An 18,769-nucleotide genomic window follows, 5' to 3' on the forward strand; every position below is an offset into this window, starting at 1 on the left:
CACGGCGCACCGCGTGCGCAGCGTCCTGGCCATCCCCGCGTTCCGCAGGCTCTGGACCGTCACGGCCTTCACCGCCACCGGCGAGTGGTTGAGCCTGCTGGCGTTGACGTCCCTGGCCACCCAACTGACCAGCGGCTACGCGGCGCAGAGCTTCGCGCTCGGCGGGGTGGTCGCCACGAAGCTGCTGCCCGCGCTGCTGCTCGGCCCGATCGCCGGCGCCCTGGCGGACCGCTTCGACCGGCGCCGCGTGATGGTCACGTGCGACGTGCTGCGGTTCTGTCTGTTCGTCTCGATCCCGATCGTCGGCTCGCTGTGGTGGCTGTTCGCGGCCACCTTCCTGATCGAGCTGTGCGCGATGTTCTGGATCCCGGCGAAGGACGCGTCGGTCCCGAACCTGCTCCGCCGCAAGGACCAGGTGGAGACGGCGAACCAGCTTGGCCTCGTCCTCACCTACGGCATCTCGGTGCTGATCGCGTCCGGCCTGTTCACCGTGATCTCCAGCATCGGGCACCTGCTCCCGGGCCAGGACGGGCTGACCACGGTCTACATCGCCCTGGTGCTCGACGGGTGTGCGTTCCTGCTCTCCGCCACCGTCGTGTGGTTCGGGATCAAGGAGATCTCCGGCCGCTCCGGGCCGCGGGAGGGCGAGGAGCAGCCGGGCTTGATGGCCCTCCTCCGCGAGGGCTTCGCCTACGTCGCCACCACCCCGCTGATCCGCGGCCTCGTGCTCGGCATCATCGGCGCCTTCGCGGCCGGCGGCGCGGTCATCGCGTCGGCCAAGCTCTACGCGGCCAGCCTCGGCGGTGGCGACGCGGCGTACTCGGTCCTGTTCACCGCAGTGTTCGTCGGCCTGGCGCTCGGCATGGCGGTGGCGCCGCGGCTCGCGCACCGGCTCCCGCACAACCGGCTGTTCGGCACGGCGATCGTGGGCGCGGGCGTCGCACTGATCGTGGTCGCGGTGTCCGGGCACCTGTTCATGGCGATTCTGGCCGTCGCGCTCGTCGGCGGGTTCGCGGGCATCGCCTTCCTCACCGGGCTCACGATCATCGGCTCCCAGGTGTCGGACGACATCCGCGGCCGGATCGTCGCGTTCGTCCAGTCCCTGGTCCGCCTGGTGCTGCTCGGCTCGATGTCGCTGGTCCCGGTCCTGGTCGGGCTGGTCAGCACGCAGTCGGTCGACCTCTTCGGCGCGCACTTCACGGTCGACGGCACACGGTTCGTGCTGGCCGGCGGCGGTCTGGTCGCCGCGGTCGTCGGCACCCTGGCCTACCGGCAGATGGACGAGCGCCGGCTCGAGCCGCTGCTGGGTGATCTCGTCTCGGCGCTGCGGCAGGGCGAGGTCCGCCGCGGCTCCGGCACGCTGGTCGCGGTCGAGGGCGCCACGCCCGGGGAGGCCGCCGACCAGGCCGAACGGTTGGCGCGGGCGCTGCGCGAACGGGGCCACGTCGTCGTGGAGCCGGACGACGGGGAGCGGGACGAGCTGCGCTGGGCCGCCGCCACCCGCGAGGCCCACCTGTCCGGGGCGCGGGCGAAGGCCCTCGCCGCGGCCGCGATCCGGGCCGACCTGGTCGAACGGGTGATCCGCCCGGCGCTCGACGAGGGCGCGGTCGTCGTCATGGACCGGTTCATGGCCAGCCCGATCGCGCACTTCGGCGTCGCGGCGGACCGGATGGACGCCGAGCTCGAGCGCGGCGAGCTGGAGCGCCTCGCCGCCTGGGCCACCGGCCGGCTCCGGCCGGACATCACCGTGCTGCTCGACCGCGAGGGCGCGAGCGCCGAGTCCGGCGGGGTCGCGGGCGAGGAGCACGTCCGCGTGCAACGGCTGCTGGCCGGGCTGGTCGCGGCCGAGCCCCAGCGGTACGTCGTGGTCGACGCCGACGGGGCGCCGGACGAGGTCGCCGAGCGGATCCTGACCGGCGTCGGCCCCTCGCTGCCGGAGGCCCCCGAGCAGCCCGAAGACATCCCCCGGCCCGCGGTCGAGCCGTGAGCTCGCGGGTCTGGCGGGACGTCGTCGGGCAGCCCGCCGCGGTCGAGGAGCTGAGCACCGCCGCGTCCACGCCGTCGGCGATGACCCACGCCTGGCTGTTCACCGGCCCGCCCGGCTCCGGCCGCTCCAACGCCGCGCGTGCCTTCGCCGCCGCGCTGCAGTGCCCCACGGGCGGCTGCGGCGAGTGCCAGGCCTGCCACACCGTGCTGGCGGCGACCCATGCGGACGTCCGGGAGGTCGTCCCCGAGGGGCTGTCGATCTCGGTCGCGGAGATGCGCAACCTCGTGCAGCTCGCCGCCCGCCGCCCGTCCACCGGCGCCTGGCAGATCCTGATCATCACGGATGCGGACCGGCTCACCGAGGGCGCGGCGAACGCCCTGCTCAAGGCCGTGGAGGAGCCCGCGCCCCAGACCGTGTTCCTGCTCTGCGCACCGTCGGACCACCCCGAGGACGTGCCGATCACGATCCGCTCCCGGTGCCGCGTCGTCGCACTGCGGACACCGGTGCCGGAGGCGATCGCCGAGGTGCTCGTGGAGCGGGACGGGATCGAGCCCGAGCAGGCGCGGTGGGCCGCGTCGGTCTCCGGTGGGCACGTCGGCCGGGCCCGGCGGCTCGCCCGGGACGCGGAGGCGCGGGAGCGGCGCGAGCGGATCCTCGGCGTCCCGCTGCGGCTGCGGCACCTGGGGGACGCGTTCGCCTTCGCCGACGCGCTCGTCCGCTCCGCCGAGTCCGAGGCGGCGGACATGAGCGGCGCCCGGGACGCGGCCGAGCGCGAGGAGCTCGCCGTCGCGATGGGCGCCGGCGGCACCGGCAAGGGCGTGGCCGCCGCCGCCCGCGGCGCCAAGGCCGCCGAGCGCGAGCTGGAGCGCCGGCAGAAGTCTCGCAACACCCGCACCCAGCGGGACGCACTGGATCGCGCGCTCGTCGACCTGGCCGGCTTCTACCGGGACGTGCTGGTCGCCGGCACGGCGGCGGCCGTCGCGCTCGGCAATCCGGACCGCGAGGCGGACATCCGCCAGGCCGCCCGCGAGTGGAGCCCCGAGTCGACGCTGCGCCGGCTGGAGGCCGTGCTCGCCTGCCGCGAGGCCCTGGAGCTCAACGTGAAGCCGCGGATCGCCGTCGAGGCGATGATGACCGCGCTCCAACAGGGCTGAGCCGGGCGTATCACCCGCCCTCCCCGGCTGCTCTGCCCCTCCGGATCGGAGGAGGAGCCGTGGACCGACCGCTCGCCGTCGGCATGACGCCGTTGGAGACCCGTCGCGAGGTGCTGCTGCACGTGGCGACCCGCGCCGAGGAGCTGGGCTTCTCGCGGGTCTCGCTCGCCGAGGGCTGGGGCCACGACGCGTTCGTGCTGCTCACCGAGATGGCCCTGCGAACCTCGCGCATCGGCCTGGCCACCGGCGTCGTCAACGTCCTCGGCCGCTCGCCCGCCCAGCTCGCGATGGCCGCCGCGACCCTCGACGAGGTGAGCGGCGGCCGGTTCCGCCTCGGCCTCGGTGCGGGCAGCCCGGCGCTGGCCGAGGGCCTGCACGGCCGCCCCTTCCGGGAACCGGCGGCGGTGCTCGGCCGCACCGTCCGTGAGGTCCGCCGGTTGCTCGACGGCGAGCGGGCCCAGCCGTTGCCCGGGGCCCGCGGCCTGCGCCTGGCGACCCGCCCACCGCACCGGGTCCCGATCGACGTCGCCGCCCTGGGTACGGCGTCGACCCGGCTGGCCGGGGAGCTCGGCGACGCCTGGTCGCCGTTCCTCGTGCCGCGCTCGGGTCTCAAGGCGGCTGCCGCGCCGCTCGAGGAGGGCGCCGCCGTGTCGGGACGCCTGCGCCCGGCCGTGAACCCCGGCCTCCCGGCGGCGATCTCGGACGACCCGGCCCACGCCCACGAAATCGCCGCCTGGTGGGTCGGCTTCTACCTGACCTCGATGGGCCCGCTGTACGCGTCCACGCTGCGCCGGCTCGGCCTCGGCGGACTCGTCGACGACGTCCTGGCCGCGAACCCGGCCCCCGGCACGACCGTCGTCCCCGACTCGGCCGGCGCGCTGCTCGACGAGCTGGTGTTGTGGGGCGAGCCGGCGGCGGCCCGGGCCCTGCTCGCGCAGTGGTACGAGGCCGGCGTCGACGAGCCCACGATCGTCCTCCCGCCCGGCCGGCCGCTCGACGAGCTGGACCTGATCCTGGAGTCGACGAGCCCGCTGATTGGGGCGGGGCCGCGCGGGTAGCCGGGGGGCATGGAGGACAACCACATCCGCCACGACCTGACCCGGCAGTTCGTCGCCGCCCTGCGCAAGTCGGAGCAGGACAACGACGTCGACGACCTCACAGCCCTCTTCGCCGACGACGCCGAGCTCTTCCGGCTCGACGGCGGGGGTCCGCGCCGCGGCGAGGCGCGCACGTTCTGGGAGCAGTACCGTGCCCAGTTCGGCGAGGTCCGGACCCAGTTCACCAACGTCGTCGAGAGCGACGACGAGGCCGCGCTGGAGTGGCAGAGCACCGGCACCCGGCCGAACGGCCACGACTTCCGCTACGAGGGCTCGACCTTCGTGACCTTCGACGGCGACAAGATCACCAGCCTGCGTACGTACTACGACACCGCCGCATTCGTCGACGTCCCGGCCGGCAGCCGTTAGCGCACGGGCTGCAGCCTGACCCTTCCGCACGCCGTCGACCTCGATCTCCGCGACCTTCTGCTCCTGGCGTGATCAGCACTGATCAGCCGGGCAGGATCGCCGTCAGCCACTGCTCGAACCCGGGGCTGGTGGGCGGCCAGAGCCAGGCCAGGGCCAGCTGCGCGAGCACGGTGACGGCGAGCGTGCGGCTCGTCCTCGGCCCGCTGTCCCGCGGGATCGACATGAGCGCGACCAGCGTGAACAGCACGTACGCGGTGACCGGGGTGTACCGCAGCCCGACCCACACCGCCAGGATCGACGCCAGCACCGACACCGCGTAGCAGCCCGCGTCGGTGTCGGCGGCTGGGACGGGCGGCAGCAGCAACGACGCGAGGCCAACATCGTCACCGTCTCCCGATACCCCGCGTGCAGCGCCTGGACGATGTCCCAGTCCGTGGTCACGGCCAGGACGACCGGCGCGTTCAATCGCTGCTCGATCTGCCGGCGCCGCTCCTCCGTGGGCCGCTCGGACGTCGCGACGAGCACGGTCTCCCTGCCGTGCCTGGCCGCCGCCTCGCGCCGGACCGGGAACCATCCCTCGGCGCCGAGCTCCTGCGGGTCGAGGCCGTCGAGAAGATCGTGGTCGATGCCGGTGTCGGCGAGGTCGACGTACCCGCACTCCCACGTCCGCGCCAGCAGCCGGTACAGCTCGGTCCGCTTCACCAGCCCCGCGGCGACCAGCACCGCCCCGATCCGCGCCCCGTCGCGGGCGGACACCTCGACCGCCCAGTCCCGCTGCTCCGCGCTGATCCGCCCCTCGGCGACCAGCACGTCCCCGATCCGCATGTCCGTGCCGACCGTCGTCATGATCCGAGCATCGTGGGAGCGATGACGCGCGACATTCCTGACGTGCGAAGACGACCCGACCGAGTGACGGGGTGGGGGCCGGGTCGCCGGTCCGGGGGCGGTGGGTAGACTGACGTCGCACCACGCCGCCTTAGCTCAGTCGGTTAGAGCGACGCACTCGTAATGCGTAGGTCTGGGGTTCGACTCCCCAAGGCGGCTCCGCAGGTCAGAGGCCCCTACGAGGGGCCTTTGGTCGTTCCGGAGCACGTTTCGTGGCCTCCTTCGTGGCCTCCACCCCGCCTACTCTGTGCTCGTGGCCTCCACCGAGAAGCGTCAGCGCGGGACGATCTCGTGGCTGCCGAGCGGCTCGGCGCGGGTCAAGGTCTACGCCGGGGTCGACCAGCTGACCGGCGAGAAGCTGTGGCTCCGGCAGACGGTGAAAGCACTGGGCACCAAGCGCGAGACGGAGCGCGAGGCCGAGAAGGTCCTGACGAAGCTGCTCAACCAGGTCGACGAGCAGCGGAACCCGCGCACGGGTGCGACGGTCAACGAGCTGCTGGACAAGTGGCTCGACGTCATCGACGTCGAGCGCAAGACCCGGGCCGGCTACGTCAGCAAAATCGAGAAGCACATCCGCCCGGAGCTGGGGAAGCTGCCGGTGGGCAAGGTCCGGGTCGACACGATTGAGACGCTCTACGCCAAGCTCCGTCGCTGCCGTGACCACTGCAAGGGGCGCAAGGAGATTCGCCACCGCAGCAGTGGTGAGCACGTGTGCGACGAGCACACGGCGCGGCGCAAGTGCGCCAAGGAGATTGCGAACGATTCCTCAGCGCCGTGCAGGTGGTGCGACCGGACCTGCAAGCCGCACCAGTGCGTCCCGCTCGGTGCCGGGAGCATCCGGGTCATTCACGCGATCCTGAGCGGCTCGTTCGCCCGTGCGGTGCGGTGGGGCTGGATCTCAGTCAGCCCGGCGGAGCAGGCGGAGGCGCCGTCGGTGCCGAAGCCGAACCCCCAGCCGCCGACCCCCGAGGAGGCCGCCGCGATCCTCGAGGCGGCTGCGTCTGACCCGAGCTGGAGCACGTTCATCCTGTTCGCGATGACCACGGGCGCCCGCCGCGGCGAGATCTGCGCTTTGCGCTGGACCGACATCAGCCTCGACGCCGGGGTGGTCATCTTCAAGGGCAGCGTCAGCCAGATCGGCGGAGAGCGGTGGGAGGGCGACACCAAGACCCACCAGCACCGCCGAGTCACCCTCGACGAGGAGATGGTCGAGGTCCTGCGGGAGCTCCGCACGCGCTACGAGCAGCGCGCCGAGCTGCTAGGCGTGAAGATCCGCCGGGACGGCTTCGTCTTCTCCAGGGCGCCGGACTGCTCGACATGGATCAACCCGGACACCGTGACCCAGCGATACGGCCGACTGGCCGCCCGCCTCGGCATCGACACCCACATTCACAACCTCCGCCACTACTCGGCGACCGAGCTGATCGCCGCGGGCGTTGACATTCGCACGGTCGCGGGCCGGCTTGGACACTCAGGTGGGGGCTCGACGACCCTTCGGACCTACACTGCTTTCGTCCTCGAAGCAGATCAACGAGCCGCAGCCGCCCTTGCAGCACGTCGCCCTCGCAGGCAAGGAACTCCTTGACGACCGTCGAACGTGGGCTCTGTCGTGTCCGAGAACACACCCTTGGCCGCTGGCATCGCCATGATGGTGATTCCTCTACCATAAGACTGGATCAGATGCGGCCGAGGGGAGGCAGGGATGGCTAGAAGCGACCACCTGCGTGCCCTCCTGGCTGCTTATTCACGGGGCGACGATAGTGCCTTCAGGGACGCTGCAGCCTCCATAATTGCTGATGAACGTCGGAAGCGCCACAACTTGCTTGCTGATGAATTGGAGCAAGCGCTTAATCGAGACGAGCGTCCTGGCATTCGGTCGATGCCAGCAATGCTTCCGATTCCTAAGAGCAGGGACGATCGGCCGCTGCTGAGGCTGTCGAAGCCTCGGATCGAATTCGATGACCTGGTCCTCATGGATAGCGTGTTTCGCCCGTTGCTGGAGCTCGTCGAGGAAAATCGGTCTCGGCATGTTCTGTCCAGCTTCAAGTTGAGGCCACGTCAGCGGCTCCTCTTCATTGGGGAGTCGGGGACTGGGAAGACTGCCGCGGCTCAGGCGCTGGCAGCAAGCCTGAGTTTGCCAGTCGCGTCGGTATCGTTGCCAGCACTCGTTTCGTCCTACCTCGGCGAGACAGCGAAGAACCTCGAAAGTGTGGTTAGGTTCGCCGAGACGACTCCGTGCGTACTCCTTCTCGATGAATTTGACGCTATTGCTGGTCACCGGCATCAGGCAAATGACCACGCGGAGCTTAATCGGGTTGTCGCCACAATACTGCAGGTTCTCGAAGAGATGCAGGGCGAGTCCCTCGTGGTTGCCACGTCGAACCATGCAGATATGCTCGATACGGCGCTATGGAGGCGGTTCGACGAAGTCATTGGCTTCGGGCGCCTTGATGTAGAGGGCGTGCAGCGTCTGATCATGCTGAAATGTCGAGCCTTCCCATCGCGAATTTCTTATTCGCAATGGGCGTTGGAACTACTAAGGTTCTCTCCCGCTGAGATCGAGCTTGTATGCCTCGACGCACTTAGGCAGTGCGTTGTCGAGGGAATAGCAAGACTAGATGATACCGTCTTCGAGCGTTCGCTCCTGCGCGTCGAACAGCGACAGCAGACACTTCGACGAGTTGTAGAAGATATGCAGCTTGACGACGAGTCCCGATCTCTTGGCGAAGAGGGTTAGCGTCTGACGCGCGGCCTGTTATAGGGTTGTCTGCATGACTTCGGATGGCGCATTGCCTTTCCACGGGCGTGGCTACTCACATTTGCGTCTTGCGCAGGTTGTGTCGCCTGGTCAGAGGCAGGGCCGACGGGGCTTTGGCGGTAAGGTTCGGTACGCCGATCGCGCGCAGCACGCACGAGAGGTCCGGCAGCTAACGGTCGCGGTTATCGACGACTTCAAGAGGCGGCCGAGCACGCTAGGTGTAGATCCGCAGCTGGTCGTCGTCCTTGAAGCTAATCGCAATATCGATCCGTCGGATGTTGAGGGCGTCGGACTGAAGGTGCTCGAAATCAGAGGTAACAGCACCCTAGTTGCATTCTCCTCTGATGTCGAAATGACCACATTCTTTGAACAGAATGCTGAATATGCGGCAGGATCTCCCGGACTGACTGAAGCCGGAAACGAAAGGGCTGCGGCTCATCAAGGCCTGTTTGATGCCTTGGAGGTAGTTCGCTCGCTTGTGGCGGAGGACGTTGTCTCTGATCGTGTCAAGAAGCGGATAGAAGAATCTGGCCCCGACGATCTAATTCGGTTGGATGTTCAGTGCTGGTGTCCCGAGGATGAAGTTGACGCCCGCAGGCGGCACGACGAGGTGGCCGCAGCGATTAGGGCGTCTGGCGGCACGGTTCACGATGCAATGTTCAGAGTTCTCGCAGGTATCTCAGTTCTGTGTGCTGACGTCAAGGCCGGGGCCGTAATCGCCCTCGCACAGACTGATCGTGTCAGGAGGATCGATACTCTCCCGCAGCCAATGTTGGCGTTTGCGGAGTTTTTTGGTGCTCGACCTGAGGACTTGCCCGTGGTGACGCCGCCAGCACGGAATTCCCCGATTATCGGAGTAGTTGATTCTGGGCTGCGAAGCGCTCATCCGCTTCTTGCGCCCGCCGTGCTTGGAGTTGAGTTTGTCGATGCCTCGCTCGGTAACGGCGCAGACGAGAATGGCCATGGAACACTCGTTGCTAGCCTTGCGCTTTATGGTTCTCTGGAAGATAGCTTGTCGGCAGGTTCCTCCGTCCAGCCAGCTGGCCGGCTGGTCAGCGTCAGGGTCTTAGACGCCAACAACTTGTTTCCCTCTGATCGAGTCTGGGAGGAGCAGGTAAACGACGCGTTGAATATAGCCGCGGACGCTGGCGCGAGGGTGATCAACCTTTCGGTTGGTGATGCTCGAAACCCGTACCTTCCACCTCGCCCGACTCCGCTTGCGGCCCTAATTGATCAATTTGTGCGAGCTAGAAAAATCGTTGTAGTCATCAGTTCAGGAAACTACGTCGAGATTATGCGTGAGGTGGACGCGCTTGTAGATGGCGACTATCCCACGAGCCTTCTTGTCAATGATGATGCGGGCCTCGCGGATCCAGCTTCGGCTGCGTTAGCTCTTACCGTAGGTGCGCTGTGCTCGGACACGGTTCAAGGCGCGACGGAGCGCCGGCCAGATGTTAATCGGGTGCCCGTAGGTGCAGAGGGCATGCCAAGCCCTTATACGCGGGTCGGTCCCGGGGTCGCAAGAATGGTTAAGCCAGAGATCTCAGCGCCCGGAGGAAGCCTGAGTATTGATACTCTTGCGAATCGGCCAGTAACGAATGACCGTCGCGTGCAGATCGTCGGCGCAGGCGGCGAGAATTTTGATCGCCTACTCGCCGCATCCTCCGGTACGAGCTTCGCGGCGCCTTTGGTCGCGAATGCGGCACTGCGGTTGCTCGGGAGGTACCCGAGCCTTACTGCAAACGCGGTTCGTGCGCTCCTGCTTGCCTCGGTGACGGAATCTGACCGCGTGGTCGACCTTGGTCAGATGGCCAAGAGCCTGGAGGCTCAACGGAGGCTCACAGGTTACGGTCGGCTGGATGTTGATCGGGCTGTATCGTCAACGTCTCATAGAGTGGTCATGCTAAGCGAGTCCGCCATCAAGGTGGACGATGTTCACATCTACAGTGTCGCGATGCCAGGTTCCTTCTTTGAGTCGGGTGGAGTTCGGACTATTTGTATGGCGCTAGCCTACGATCCGCCTGTTCGGCCCACGCGACTGGACTATCTGGCGAATCGCATGAGTGTGAACCTGTTCTACAGGGCGTCTCAAGACCTTGTCCTCTCCGAGTTCGTCAAGAACCCGCCGACGGTCGAAAGCTCGAACGAGGAGGCGGACGGTGACGTTCCCCGAGCGCTAGCAAGCTATCGTATACCCCTTCTTCCTCCTGATACAGCCCGTTCCCGTGGGACGAATCACTTCGGTCGGTTTGAACGGAAGATTCGGTACGATCGAAGTGAGGGGGAGGAAATTGTCGTGGCTGTCCGCAACATAAACCGATGGGACACGCCAGGCGCTCAGCAGGATTACGCACTGGTCATAACGTTAGAGCGCGACGACGAGCACGCCCCGATTTACGCGGAGGCAAGAGCGCAGCTACCAGCGCTGCTTGATGTCGAGGTGGAGACTGAAGTCTGAGCCGCAGAACGCGACTGGGCGCGTGGACCGCGTGGTCGGCGCCCGCGCCGTGGCAGGTTCATAGCGGCTTGCGTAGCGTGCTGCAGATGGGAAGCGTGAGGCCGGTCGACGGGGTACCGCAGCCCATGGCTGTCGTGGCAGGCGCGGCGGGCCTTGCCGAGAAGTTTGTGCAGCCTCTGGGACGCCGCTGGCTGCATGTGGAGGCTGTAGCGTGGCGGGCCACGGAGATTGCTCAAGGTGGGCGCTTCGAGGAGTCGGAGTTCCTCGTGGCAGCAGCCTGGCTCCACGACATCGGCTACTCCCCTGAGATCGGCGACACCCGCTTCCACCCTCTCGACGGCGCCCGCTACCTGCGAGACGAGGGTTGGCCGGAGATCGTCGTCAACCTGGTGGCCCACCACTCGGGAGCGCGCTTCGAGGCAAAGCAGCGTGGCCTGGTCGACGAGCTCGGGGAGTTTCCGTTCCCGGATGGCCCGCTGCTGGATGCGCTCGCGCTTGCGGATCTGACGACCGGGCCGTCGGGGGAACCGTTGACCTACGACGACCGGATCGCGGAGATCCTGCGCCGGTACCCGGCGGACTATCCGGTCCATCAGGCGTGGCTCGAGGCGGAGCCGGTGCTCCGCGAGTCGGTGCAGCGAGCCGAGGCCCGGCTCGCCGGTGGGTCAGCCTAGGTACGGTTCGGTGCGGCTCCCGTCGAGCGCGTGCTCGATCCGCATCCGCATGGACTGGTGGATGCTCAGGCCGGGCACGTCGGCGGGCTCGACCCACTTGGCGGCCTTGGTCTCGGTGCCGTCCTCGCGGGGCTGCTCGGACTCGTCGACGGGGACGGCGTGGAAGCAGAGCGAGAACTGTTGGCGGACTTCGCCGTCGTCGTACTTCATGACGTGGCGGGGGTCGGTGTAGGTGCCGACGAGTCCGGTGAGCCGGACGTCGATGCCGGTCTCCTCGCGCACCTCGCGGACCGCGGTGTCGGTGATGCTCTCGCCGGGGTCGTGCCCGCCGCCGGGGAGAGCCCAGAAGTCGTTGTCGATCTTGTGGATGAGCAGGATCTGCCCGGCACTGTTGCGCACGGCGACGGTCACCGAGGGGACGACGCTGTTGATGGCCGGCGCGGCCGGGTCGTCGAAGTAGTCGATGCGGGCCATGCGTGCCCTACCTTCCGGCGGGTTCGGGGTCGGCGATCTCCCACACGCGCTCGAATGAGCGCATGTAGTGCTCCCAGAGCGACCCGCCGTCGACGCGGCGGATGTGGAGCATCGGGTTCTGGCCCGCGAGCGAGCCAAAGGTGTGGCCGTTGATGAGCGCCTGGTCGTCGAAGCGGTAGATCGAGTTGTAGAGGATCGTGCCGTGCGTGCGGACCTCGACGCCGGGTAGTCCGGCGACGTCCTGCAGGTAGCGCCGCATCATTTGGATGCGGCCCTCCAACCCGCCCGTGGTGCCTTCCTCCTCGGCTCGTTGGATGACCGCCGGCGAGGTGTGGTTCCCGACGACGAAGCGGAAGTGAACGCCCTCAGCGGCCTTTGCTCGCACGACCGGCAGCATGTTGTGCTGCTCGACGAGGAACTGGCCCGAGAACACGAGGACGTCCATCGCCTCGCGCACCCCGTGGATGAGCTCGGTCCACAGGTTGAAAGGGACCGACGAGCGGGACGGGTAGAGGTGGACGAGCTCGGCGACGTCGTCGACCGGCGCGATGCTGTGGCGGACATTGGTCGGCCAGAGATGGTTCGCCTCGACGCGCAGGAGTGCGGCGACGCGTTGACGGGTTGTGCGGTGCGGTGTGCGGCCGTTGGCGTTGACCCAGCGCTCCACGGTCTTGGGGTCGACGTCCACCTGGGCGGCGATCTGTTCGATCGTCAGGCTGGCCGCGTCCATCGCGGCCTGGAGTCGGGTGTTCGGCACGAGACTCATCATCCACATGTCGGGACGTTCCTGGGACGTTTTCGACGAACCGGGGTCATCCAGGACGTCTTAGAACGGCCTGTGAGGTGCGGTTTTGGCGTCCGAGTTTCCGCGGTCCACTCATACCCATGAAGTTCAGCGCCGCCACCGGCTGCCACTCACGGGACCAGGACGACGCGGTTGCGCCCGTGCAACTGCGCCCGGGCGGGCCCTGGCGAGCGGCCGCTGCCGCAGCTCCACGCTGGTTCCAGCGCGAGGGTGAGTGGGCTCAGCCGAGGTCGCGCACCACGCGCTCGAGCGCCTCGACCCGCTGCCGCAGGTCTCGAAGCTCACTGTGGACAGAGGAAAGACCGCCGGGTGCGGTGGGCTCGGAGGTCGGTCGCCCCCGGAGGACGGACCCGAGGTGCTCTCCCGGCCACCCCAGGGCGGTCGACAAGGAGACGAGCGTGCGGGGCTGTCGGCGACGAGTGTTCAGCACGTGGACCAGTTCGCGGACCGTCGTCAATGACACCCCGGACTTGGTCGCGAGGTCGGTCATGGTCATGCCGAGCTCGTCGAGCCGCTCACGCAGCGCGTTGCCCACGGCGGTCCAGTCCTGCTCCACGCAGCCTCCTGTGGTGAGTGCCTGTCGAGCGTAGCTAGAGCGCGATCCGAGTGCGATCCACGCGCGGAACACTGTTGACGAACTATCAATTCACGCTCAGAATGAGCGTGAAACTGGTAACGAAGGGATGACAGGGATGACCGGCAAGCACGGGGTAGGGGATGGCGGGAAGCCGCCGACGGACGAGAGCCGGCCGAGCTCGGCGGGACGCCCCGCCTTCTACACGGCGGCCGAGACAGCGGAGATCCTGCGGCTCGACGAGTCGACGCTCTATCGGCATCTGCGCCGGGGTTCGTTCCCGGGGCTCAAGATTGGCGGCCGCTACGTCGTCCCCGGCGTGGTGATCCAGCGCCTGGTCGAGGACGTCCTGGCGACGGGCCGGTGTGTCGATCTCGGCGAGTGGACGACCCAGTGGCGCCAGGACCAGGTCGCCGCACTCGCGCGGCTGACGGCGGCGGACGTCGAGCTCCCCGGGGGTGTGGCGTGAGCGCGGTCGGAGTTCTGATCTTCGTCGCCATCTTGGGTGCGTTCATCTGCGCCAAGGTCCGTGCGCCCGGGGGAGCGGTGGCGTTCTCGCTCCTGGCGATGGTGCTGTTCATCGCGACGCCCGTCGGGCAGGGGTTGCCCGAGGCGATCGGGTCGTTCCTGACCGCGGTCGACAACGCCTCGACTCCAGCGCTCAACGGAGGTGGCCAGGAGGCGGGGGTCGGTCAGTGAGCCCGCCGGATGGGGCGAGGCAGCCAGGAGTGGGTCGGCCCGGCGACGGGTTCTTGGCGGGACACAGCCGCCGGGCCGTTCTCACCGCACATCAGCAGACGGCAGGAGAGGTTCCGATGGTAGAGCGAGACGGAGTCGAGGGGCGGGGCTGGCGGACCCGCGCGCGGTGCCGCGGTGTGGATCCGGAGTTGTTCTTCCCGGTCGCCGAGGCCGGGCCGGTTCGTGACGGTGAGGTGGCGCGGGCCAAGGCGGTCTGTGTGGGGTGCCCGGTGCGGGCGGCGTGCCTGGCGTGGGCGCTGGTGGAGCTGCCGCACGGCGTGGCCGGTGGGCTCGACGAGCGGGAGCGCGCCGAGCTGCGTCGCGGCCACGAGGTGCCCCGGCCGGAGGCGTCGCGGCCGATGGTCGTGGTGCCGGTGGGTGCGCGCGAGCTGTCGTCGCGGAATCGGGGTGAGGTGATCGCCGCGGGTCGGCGCGCGCTGGAGGCGGGGGTCCCGCGGCCGCGGGTGGCGGTGGAGTTCGGGGTGTCGCGTCGAACGGTCGACCGCTGGGCCGCGGACGTGCGCTGTGGAGGTGTGCGGTGAGCGCGGTATCGCGGCGGCTGCAGACGCTGCTGGAGGAGGTCGCAGTCGAGCAGTTCGACGGCCAGGTCGTCGTCGAGCCGATCGAGGGCTACCAGATCCTGACCCGCCGCCGGCTGGTCGACCCGCTCCCCGGGGTGCGGGCCGCGGCGGTGCTCCGGGCTGCTGCCCGGCGGGTACTGGTCGACGCGGTCGAGGCGGCCCGCGCAGCGGGCCGGTCGTGGGACGAGGTCGGCGAGGCCCTGGGCCTGCCGGACACCGACGAGCCGGTCGGGGAGGTGGCGTTCGCGCTGGTGGTCGAGGGCCGCGAGCCGGAGCGGGCGCGGGAGATGTTCCGGGTGCCCTCGGCGTCGTGGCGGTGTGGTGCGTGCGGCGAGCTGGTGCGCGATCAGGGGCCGTTCGAGTCCCACCCGGCGGACGTCGAGTCCGGCCACGCCGCCGACTGCACCCGTCATCTGGCCGACGTGCAGGCGTGGCGCGAGCGCACGGGATGGGAGGAGTGATGGAGGTGCTGTGGAGCCCGACGCCGCTGGTCCTGGTCGGGCTGGCCGCCGCGGCCGTGCTGGCCTGGGTTCGTCGGGCGCGCGGTATCGCCCTGGGCCTGGGGCTGCTGGCGCTGCTGCCCGCGCTGACGATCGTGCGGGCCTTGCCGTGGCCGCTGCTGTTCGCGCCGGTGCTCGGGTTGTTGGTTCTGGTGCGGTACCGGTGGTCGCGGTCGTCGTCGGTGGTGTCGCGGTGGGGTGCGCGGTCGCGGCGCAAGTCCGGGGTGGCGTCGTCGCTGGACATCGCGCGGTTCGGCGGGTCGGTGCCGATGCTGCGCCGCGCGACCACGGTCCGCCCGTCGCTGGAGTCGCGGTCGCGGTGGGGACTGATGACCCTGCCGGTCGCGGAGGTGGCGGTGCGGCTGTGCCGGTCGGGTGGGCAGTGGGTGTGGTCGTCGAACGAGGACGTCGTGGTCACCGTCGGCGGGCCGCGGTCGGGGAAGTCGGGGTGGCTGGCCGGGCAGGTCATCGACGCCCCGGGCGCGGTGTTGGCGACCAGCACCCGGCTGGACCTGTGGGAGCTGTGCACCCCGTACCGGGAGCGCAAGGGCCCGGTCCTGGTGTTCAACCCGGCCGGACTGGGTGGGGTCGCCTCGACGGTCACCTTCGATCCGCTGACCGGGTGCGAGGACCCGGTGGCCGCGGCGGAGCGGGCGGCGGACCTGCTCTCGGCGGTGTCGTCGTCCGGTGGTGGGGACCGGGAGTACTGGGAGCTGCAGGGCCGCCGGGTGCTGGAGGCGCTGCTGCACGCCGCCGCGCTGGGGCACAGGTCGATGCGGGAGGTCATGGACTGGACCGCCGACCCCGAGGCCGCCCGCAAGGAGGTGACCGCGCTGCTGCGCCGTTCGTCCGAGCCGGGGTTCGGTGTCAGCTTCGAGCAGTTCGTGACCACGAACGACCGCACCCGGACCTCGATCACCTCGACGGTCATGCCCGCGCTGGGCTGGTTGACCTCCGCCCCCGCACGAGCGGCCGCAGGGCTGGGGCCTGAGGGTGCCCGCCCGCTGGATGTCGCCGATCTGCTGGCCGTGCGGGGGACGGTGTTCCTGCTCGGCGGGGAGGAGTCCCCGACCGCGCCGCTGATGTGCGCGTTGACCGGCTACATCGCCCGCGAGGCGCGCCGGATCGCGGCCACCAAGCCGGGCGGGCGCCTGGACCCCGGGCTGCGGCTGGCGCTGGATGAGGCCGCGCTGATCTGCCCGGTCCCGCTCGAGTCGTGGACCGCGGACATGGGCGGGCGCGGGGTGTCCATCCTCGTCGTTGTCCAGTCCCGCGCCCAGCTCCTCGCCAGGTATGGGGAGCACGGCGCGGCGACGATCCTGAACAACGCGGGCGCGGTGATGGTGTTCGGGGGCACCCGCGACCGCGACGACCTGCAGTTCTGGTCGACGCTCACCGGGGAGCGGGACGAGCCCGCCGACACCCTCGACCCGCACGGGAGCACCGTCACCCGCGGCACCCGCAAGACCGCCGTGCTGTCCCCGGCGCAGATCGCGAACCTGCCCGCTGGGAAGGTCCTGGTGATCCGCCGCGGGATGCCGCCGGTCGTTGGGTGGGCGCAGATGGCGTGGCGGCGCCGCGACGTGCGCTGGACCCGGCTGTCCCGCCGCCGCCCCCAGCTGGCCGGGCGGGTCGTGCGCGGCGTCGACAAGGTGCCCGGGGCCCGCGCGGTGCTGCGGCGCTGGGTGCCCGGGTGGCCGGGCCCGCAGTTCACGCGGGCGGTATCGCCCGCACTGCCCGGGGACGCGCTCGTCGTCGACGGCGAGGTCGTCCCGATCCACACGCCCCCCACGGGGGAGGAGCAGTAGCCATGTCCGAGAACACCTTTCCCATGAACGACTGGCCCGGGCCCGACCCGGGGTCGGTGCCGCTAACCCGCGCCGAGGTCGTCGAGCAGCTGGTCGAGCAGACCGGCCGCTCGTCGCAGGTCGCGGCGGCGATGGTCGGTGACTACCTCGACGACACCAGTGCCCGGCTCGGGTTCTCCGTGCACCGCTGGGGCCTCGACGCCGGCGACGTCGCCGAGATCCGCCGCGACTACGAGTGGCGGGACTACGAACGCGGCGAGACCCCCGCCGACGCCCGGGCCCGGGCCGCGGTCAACGCCGCCGGGTGGGCGACGACCGCCGCCGCAGCCGACCCCGAGCACAGCCCGGGTCACGCCGCGCGCAGCGACGAGCAGGCGGCGGTGTGGGCCGCCCGCGCCGAGGACGGGTGGTCGGCATGATCCCGCCCAACCCCGCCGACCCCGCCGGGCCGGACGCCGCGGTGGCCGGGCTGGCGCGCGAGGTCGAGGGCCTGCGCCGCCAGGTGGCCCCGCTCCCGGCGCGGGTGGACGTCCTCTCCGAGCTCCTCGCCGAGCTCGGGGAGGCCGTCGCCGCGCTCAACGCACGCAAGCAGCCGACCCCGGCGCCGTCCTGGCTGATGGCCCCGACCGACGTCGAGGTGACCAGCAGGTTGCTCGACGAGCTCGCAGGCTGGCTCGCGCAGGTGTACCTGCGCTACCCGGACGCGGTCGAGTCGCTACCGGACTGCTGGTGCTGGCACCCGCACGTGGTCGAGGAGCTGCTCTGGCTGGGGCACGCCTGGTCCGCCGCCTACCAGGGCCCGGCGGCGTCGGTGGCGTTGGCCGGGGACTGGCACGACCGCCAGCGCCCCGGAGTGGTCCGGCGGATCAAGGCGACGGTGGGGGTGTGCTCGCGGGAGAACCACCAGACCCGCCCCGGCTGGCCCGACCAGATCACCGGCGCCCCCACCGTCCCGTCCGAGGCCGACCTCGACCGGATCAGCCGGTGGTGGGCCGATGCCCGCGAGGAGCCCGCGCCGGAGCCCCCGGCGTCGGACAGCCCGATCTCCACCGTCCTGCGGGGAGGTGCGCGATGAGCTGGAAGCGGACGGTGGTGTGGCTGCCCGGCCTCGCCGTCGCGGTCGGCGCGGCGATCGCGACCGCCCACGGCCTCTACGAGGTCGCCGTCGCCTCCCGCGTCCCGCAGCCCCTCGCGTGGCTCTACCCGCTGATCACCGACGGGCTCGCGCTCGTGGCTTACACCGCGACCGCGCGGCTGCAGGGGTCGGCGGCCCGCTACGCCTGGACCGTGGTGGTCGTCGCCGCCGGTATGTCCGGGCTCGCCCAGGCGGTGTTCCTCGCCGGTGACGCCGGGGCGCTCACCGCGCCGGCGTGGCTGCGGTTCGGGATCGGTGCCTGGCCCGCGATCGCCGCCGCGGTGGTCGCCCACCTGCTATACCTGCTCGCCGACCACGGCCGTACAGCGAACGACGGTGTGCAGCGTTCACCAAACCCCGTTCACCCCGTGCCTGTACCGGCGGTCGCCGAGCCCGGCGGCGCGCAGGTGCTCGGCCCGGCCGGGGCCGGGCCGGGACAGACCGACACCCGGACAGACCCCACGGCTGAACGCATGGCCGCCCTGCCCACACCGCAACCGTCGGCACCGGCTCCCGCACCGGCCCGCGAGAAGGCCCAGGAGCTGGCCCGCGCGCACTTCCGCCGTCACCGCACCTGGCCCACCGTGACCGAGCTCCAGGACACCGCCGGTGTCTCCCGCGGCACCGCCGCCGCAGCCCTCAGAGCGCTACGCGACGACGACCACAACCCCGAGACCGCACCCATCGCCCTGCACCTGATCACCAGCACGACCGACTCGCACACCTCCGACACCAGTCAGCAGACCACGCCATGACCACCACCGAGAACCAC

General features: G+C 70.0%; 20 protein-coding genes, 1 tRNA gene and 1 pseudogene. 17 read left to right on the top strand and 5 right to left on the bottom strand.

Annotation, left to right across the window (positions count from 1 at the left end; genetic code table 11):
• Positions 1-13 precede the first annotated feature (13 nt).
• Genes PKE99_RS02100 through PKE99_RS02115 form a run of 4 tightly spaced genes read left to right on the top strand, consistent with a single transcriptional unit; the run spans position 14 to position 4,607 of the window.
• Positions 14-1,987, top strand: a complete 1,974-nt coding sequence (locus PKE99_RS02100) for a bifunctional MFS transporter/dTMP kinase (RefSeq protein ID WP_231498075.1) — start codon at positions 14-16, stop codon at positions 1,985-1,987.
• Entirely contained in the window at positions 1,984-3,141 is a 1,158-nt protein-coding gene (locus PKE99_RS02105; protein WP_037041884.1) for a DNA polymerase III subunit delta', read from the top strand. The genes PKE99_RS02100 and PKE99_RS02105 overlap by 4 nt, the downstream gene beginning before the upstream one ends.
• A 59-nt stretch (positions 3,142-3,200) precedes the next feature.
• Positions 3,201-4,199 carry an LLM class flavin-dependent oxidoreductase gene (locus tag PKE99_RS02110; RefSeq protein ID WP_197040497.1) on the top strand — a complete coding sequence of 333 codons (999 nt, stop codon included), beginning with the start codon at positions 3,201-3,203 and terminating at the stop codon, positions 4,197-4,199.
• Between the two features lie 9 nt (positions 4,200-4,208).
• The gene (locus PKE99_RS02115) at positions 4,209-4,607 is read left to right on the top strand and encodes a nuclear transport factor 2 family protein (protein WP_051736925.1); all 399 of its coding nucleotides are present in this window, start codon (positions 4,209-4,211) and stop codon (positions 4,605-4,607) included.
• Positions 4,608-4,689: 82 nt separating this feature from the next.
• On the opposite strand, the gene PKE99_RS02120 is transcribed toward PKE99_RS02115, so the two are convergent.
• The gene (locus PKE99_RS02120) at positions 4,690-4,971 is read right to left on the bottom strand and encodes a hypothetical protein (protein ID WP_051736924.1); all 282 of its coding nucleotides are present in this window, start codon (positions 4,969-4,971) and stop codon (positions 4,690-4,692) included.
• A gap of 86 nt (positions 4,972-5,057) precedes the next feature.
• Positions 5,058-5,453: pseudogene (locus PKE99_RS38910) on the bottom strand (cyclic di-GMP-binding domain-containing protein, MshE-related); the annotation flags it as partial.
• 124 nt (positions 5,454-5,577) lie between these two features.
• On the opposite strand from PKE99_RS38910, the gene PKE99_RS02130 reads away from it, so the two are divergent.
• The 5 genes from PKE99_RS02130 to PKE99_RS02150 all read left to right on the top strand — a co-directional run bounded on the left by PKE99_RS02130 (position 5,578) and on the right by PKE99_RS02150 (position 11,382).
• Positions 5,578-5,651 (top strand) — tRNA-Thr (locus tag PKE99_RS02130).
• Positions 5,652-5,745: 94 nt separating this feature from the next.
• Positions 5,746-7,077, top strand: coding sequence for a tyrosine-type recombinase/integrase (locus tag PKE99_RS02135; protein ID WP_037042381.1), 1,332 nt, complete (start codon positions 5,746-5,748; stop codon positions 7,075-7,077).
• Positions 7,078-7,194: 117 nt separating this feature from the next.
• Positions 7,195-8,229, top strand: coding sequence for an AAA family ATPase (locus PKE99_RS02140; RefSeq protein ID WP_081923843.1), 1,035 nt, complete (start codon positions 7,195-7,197; stop codon positions 8,227-8,229).
• Between the two features lie 34 nt (positions 8,230-8,263).
• A complete protein-coding gene (locus tag PKE99_RS02145; protein ID WP_081923842.1) occupies positions 8,264-10,708 on the top strand; it encodes a S8 family peptidase in 2,445 nt (814 codons plus the stop codon).
• A gap of 125 nt (positions 10,709-10,833) precedes the next feature.
• Complete coding sequence (locus tag PKE99_RS02150; protein ID WP_037042377.1) at positions 10,834-11,382, top strand: HD domain-containing protein; 549 nt, start codon at positions 10,834-10,836, stop codon at positions 11,380-11,382.
• Here the strand turns inward: PKE99_RS02150 and PKE99_RS02155 are convergent.
• The 3 genes from PKE99_RS02155 to PKE99_RS02165 form a co-directional block, all read right to left on the bottom strand.
• Positions 11,374-11,856, bottom strand: a complete 483-nt coding sequence (locus PKE99_RS02155) for an NUDIX hydrolase (protein ID WP_037041879.1) — start codon at positions 11,854-11,856, stop codon at positions 11,374-11,376. The two genes, PKE99_RS02150 and PKE99_RS02155, sit on opposite strands and share 9 nt — an antisense overlap.
• A gap of 7 nt (positions 11,857-11,863) precedes the next feature.
• Complete coding sequence (locus PKE99_RS02160) at positions 11,864-12,613, bottom strand: helix-turn-helix domain-containing protein (protein ID WP_037042375.1); 750 nt, start codon at positions 12,611-12,613, stop codon at positions 11,864-11,866.
• Between the two features lie 268 nt (positions 12,614-12,881).
• Complete coding sequence (locus PKE99_RS02165) at positions 12,882-13,217, bottom strand: helix-turn-helix domain-containing protein (protein ID WP_037041877.1); 336 nt, start codon at positions 13,215-13,217, stop codon at positions 12,882-12,884.
• A 136-nt stretch (positions 13,218-13,353) separates the two neighbouring features.
• Between PKE99_RS02165 and PKE99_RS02170 the strand changes: the two genes are divergently transcribed.
• The 8 genes from PKE99_RS02170 (at position 13,354) to PKE99_RS02210 (ending at position 18,752) form a co-directional block, all read left to right on the top strand.
• Positions 13,354-13,704, top strand: coding sequence for a helix-turn-helix domain-containing protein (locus PKE99_RS02170; RefSeq protein ID WP_051736922.1), 351 nt, complete (start codon positions 13,354-13,356; stop codon positions 13,702-13,704).
• Positions 13,701-13,934, top strand: coding sequence for a hypothetical protein (locus tag PKE99_RS02175; RefSeq protein WP_037041875.1), 234 nt, complete (start codon positions 13,701-13,703; stop codon positions 13,932-13,934). Before PKE99_RS02170 ends, PKE99_RS02175 begins: the two co-directional genes overlap by 4 nt.
• A gap of 116 nt (positions 13,935-14,050) precedes the next feature.
• Positions 14,051-14,515, top strand: a complete 465-nt coding sequence (locus tag PKE99_RS39570) for a WhiB family transcriptional regulator (protein WP_081923840.1) — start codon at positions 14,051-14,053, stop codon at positions 14,513-14,515.
• Positions 14,512-15,015: a hypothetical protein gene (locus PKE99_RS02190; protein WP_037041873.1), complete on the top strand. Its 504-nt coding sequence runs from the start codon at positions 14,512-14,514 to the stop codon at positions 15,013-15,015. The genes PKE99_RS39570 and PKE99_RS02190 overlap by 4 nt, the downstream gene beginning before the upstream one ends.
• Positions 15,015-16,862: a type IV secretory system conjugative DNA transfer family protein gene (locus PKE99_RS02195; protein WP_037041871.1), complete on the top strand. Its 1,848-nt coding sequence runs from the start codon at positions 15,015-15,017 to the stop codon at positions 16,860-16,862. Before PKE99_RS02190 ends, PKE99_RS02195 begins: the two co-directional genes overlap by 1 nt.
• 2 nt (positions 16,863-16,864) lie before the next feature.
• Complete coding sequence (locus PKE99_RS02200; RefSeq protein ID WP_037041869.1) at positions 16,865-17,281, top strand: hypothetical protein; 417 nt, start codon at positions 16,865-16,867, stop codon at positions 17,279-17,281.
• On the top strand, positions 17,278-17,937 hold the full coding sequence (locus PKE99_RS02205; RefSeq protein WP_051737004.1) for a hypothetical protein: 660 nt from the start codon (positions 17,278-17,280) through the stop codon (positions 17,935-17,937). Before PKE99_RS02200 ends, PKE99_RS02205 begins: the two co-directional genes overlap by 4 nt.
• Entirely contained in the window at positions 17,934-18,752 is an 819-nt protein-coding gene (locus PKE99_RS02210; RefSeq protein WP_037041867.1) for a hypothetical protein, read from the top strand. Before PKE99_RS02205 ends, PKE99_RS02210 begins: the two co-directional genes overlap by 4 nt.
• Positions 18,753-18,769: the final 17 nt, after the last annotated feature.

This window comes from Pseudonocardia halophobica (assembly GCF_027922425.1).
Taxonomy (GTDB): Bacteria; Actinomycetota; Actinomycetes; order Mycobacteriales; family Pseudonocardiaceae; genus Pseudonocardia; species Pseudonocardia halophobica.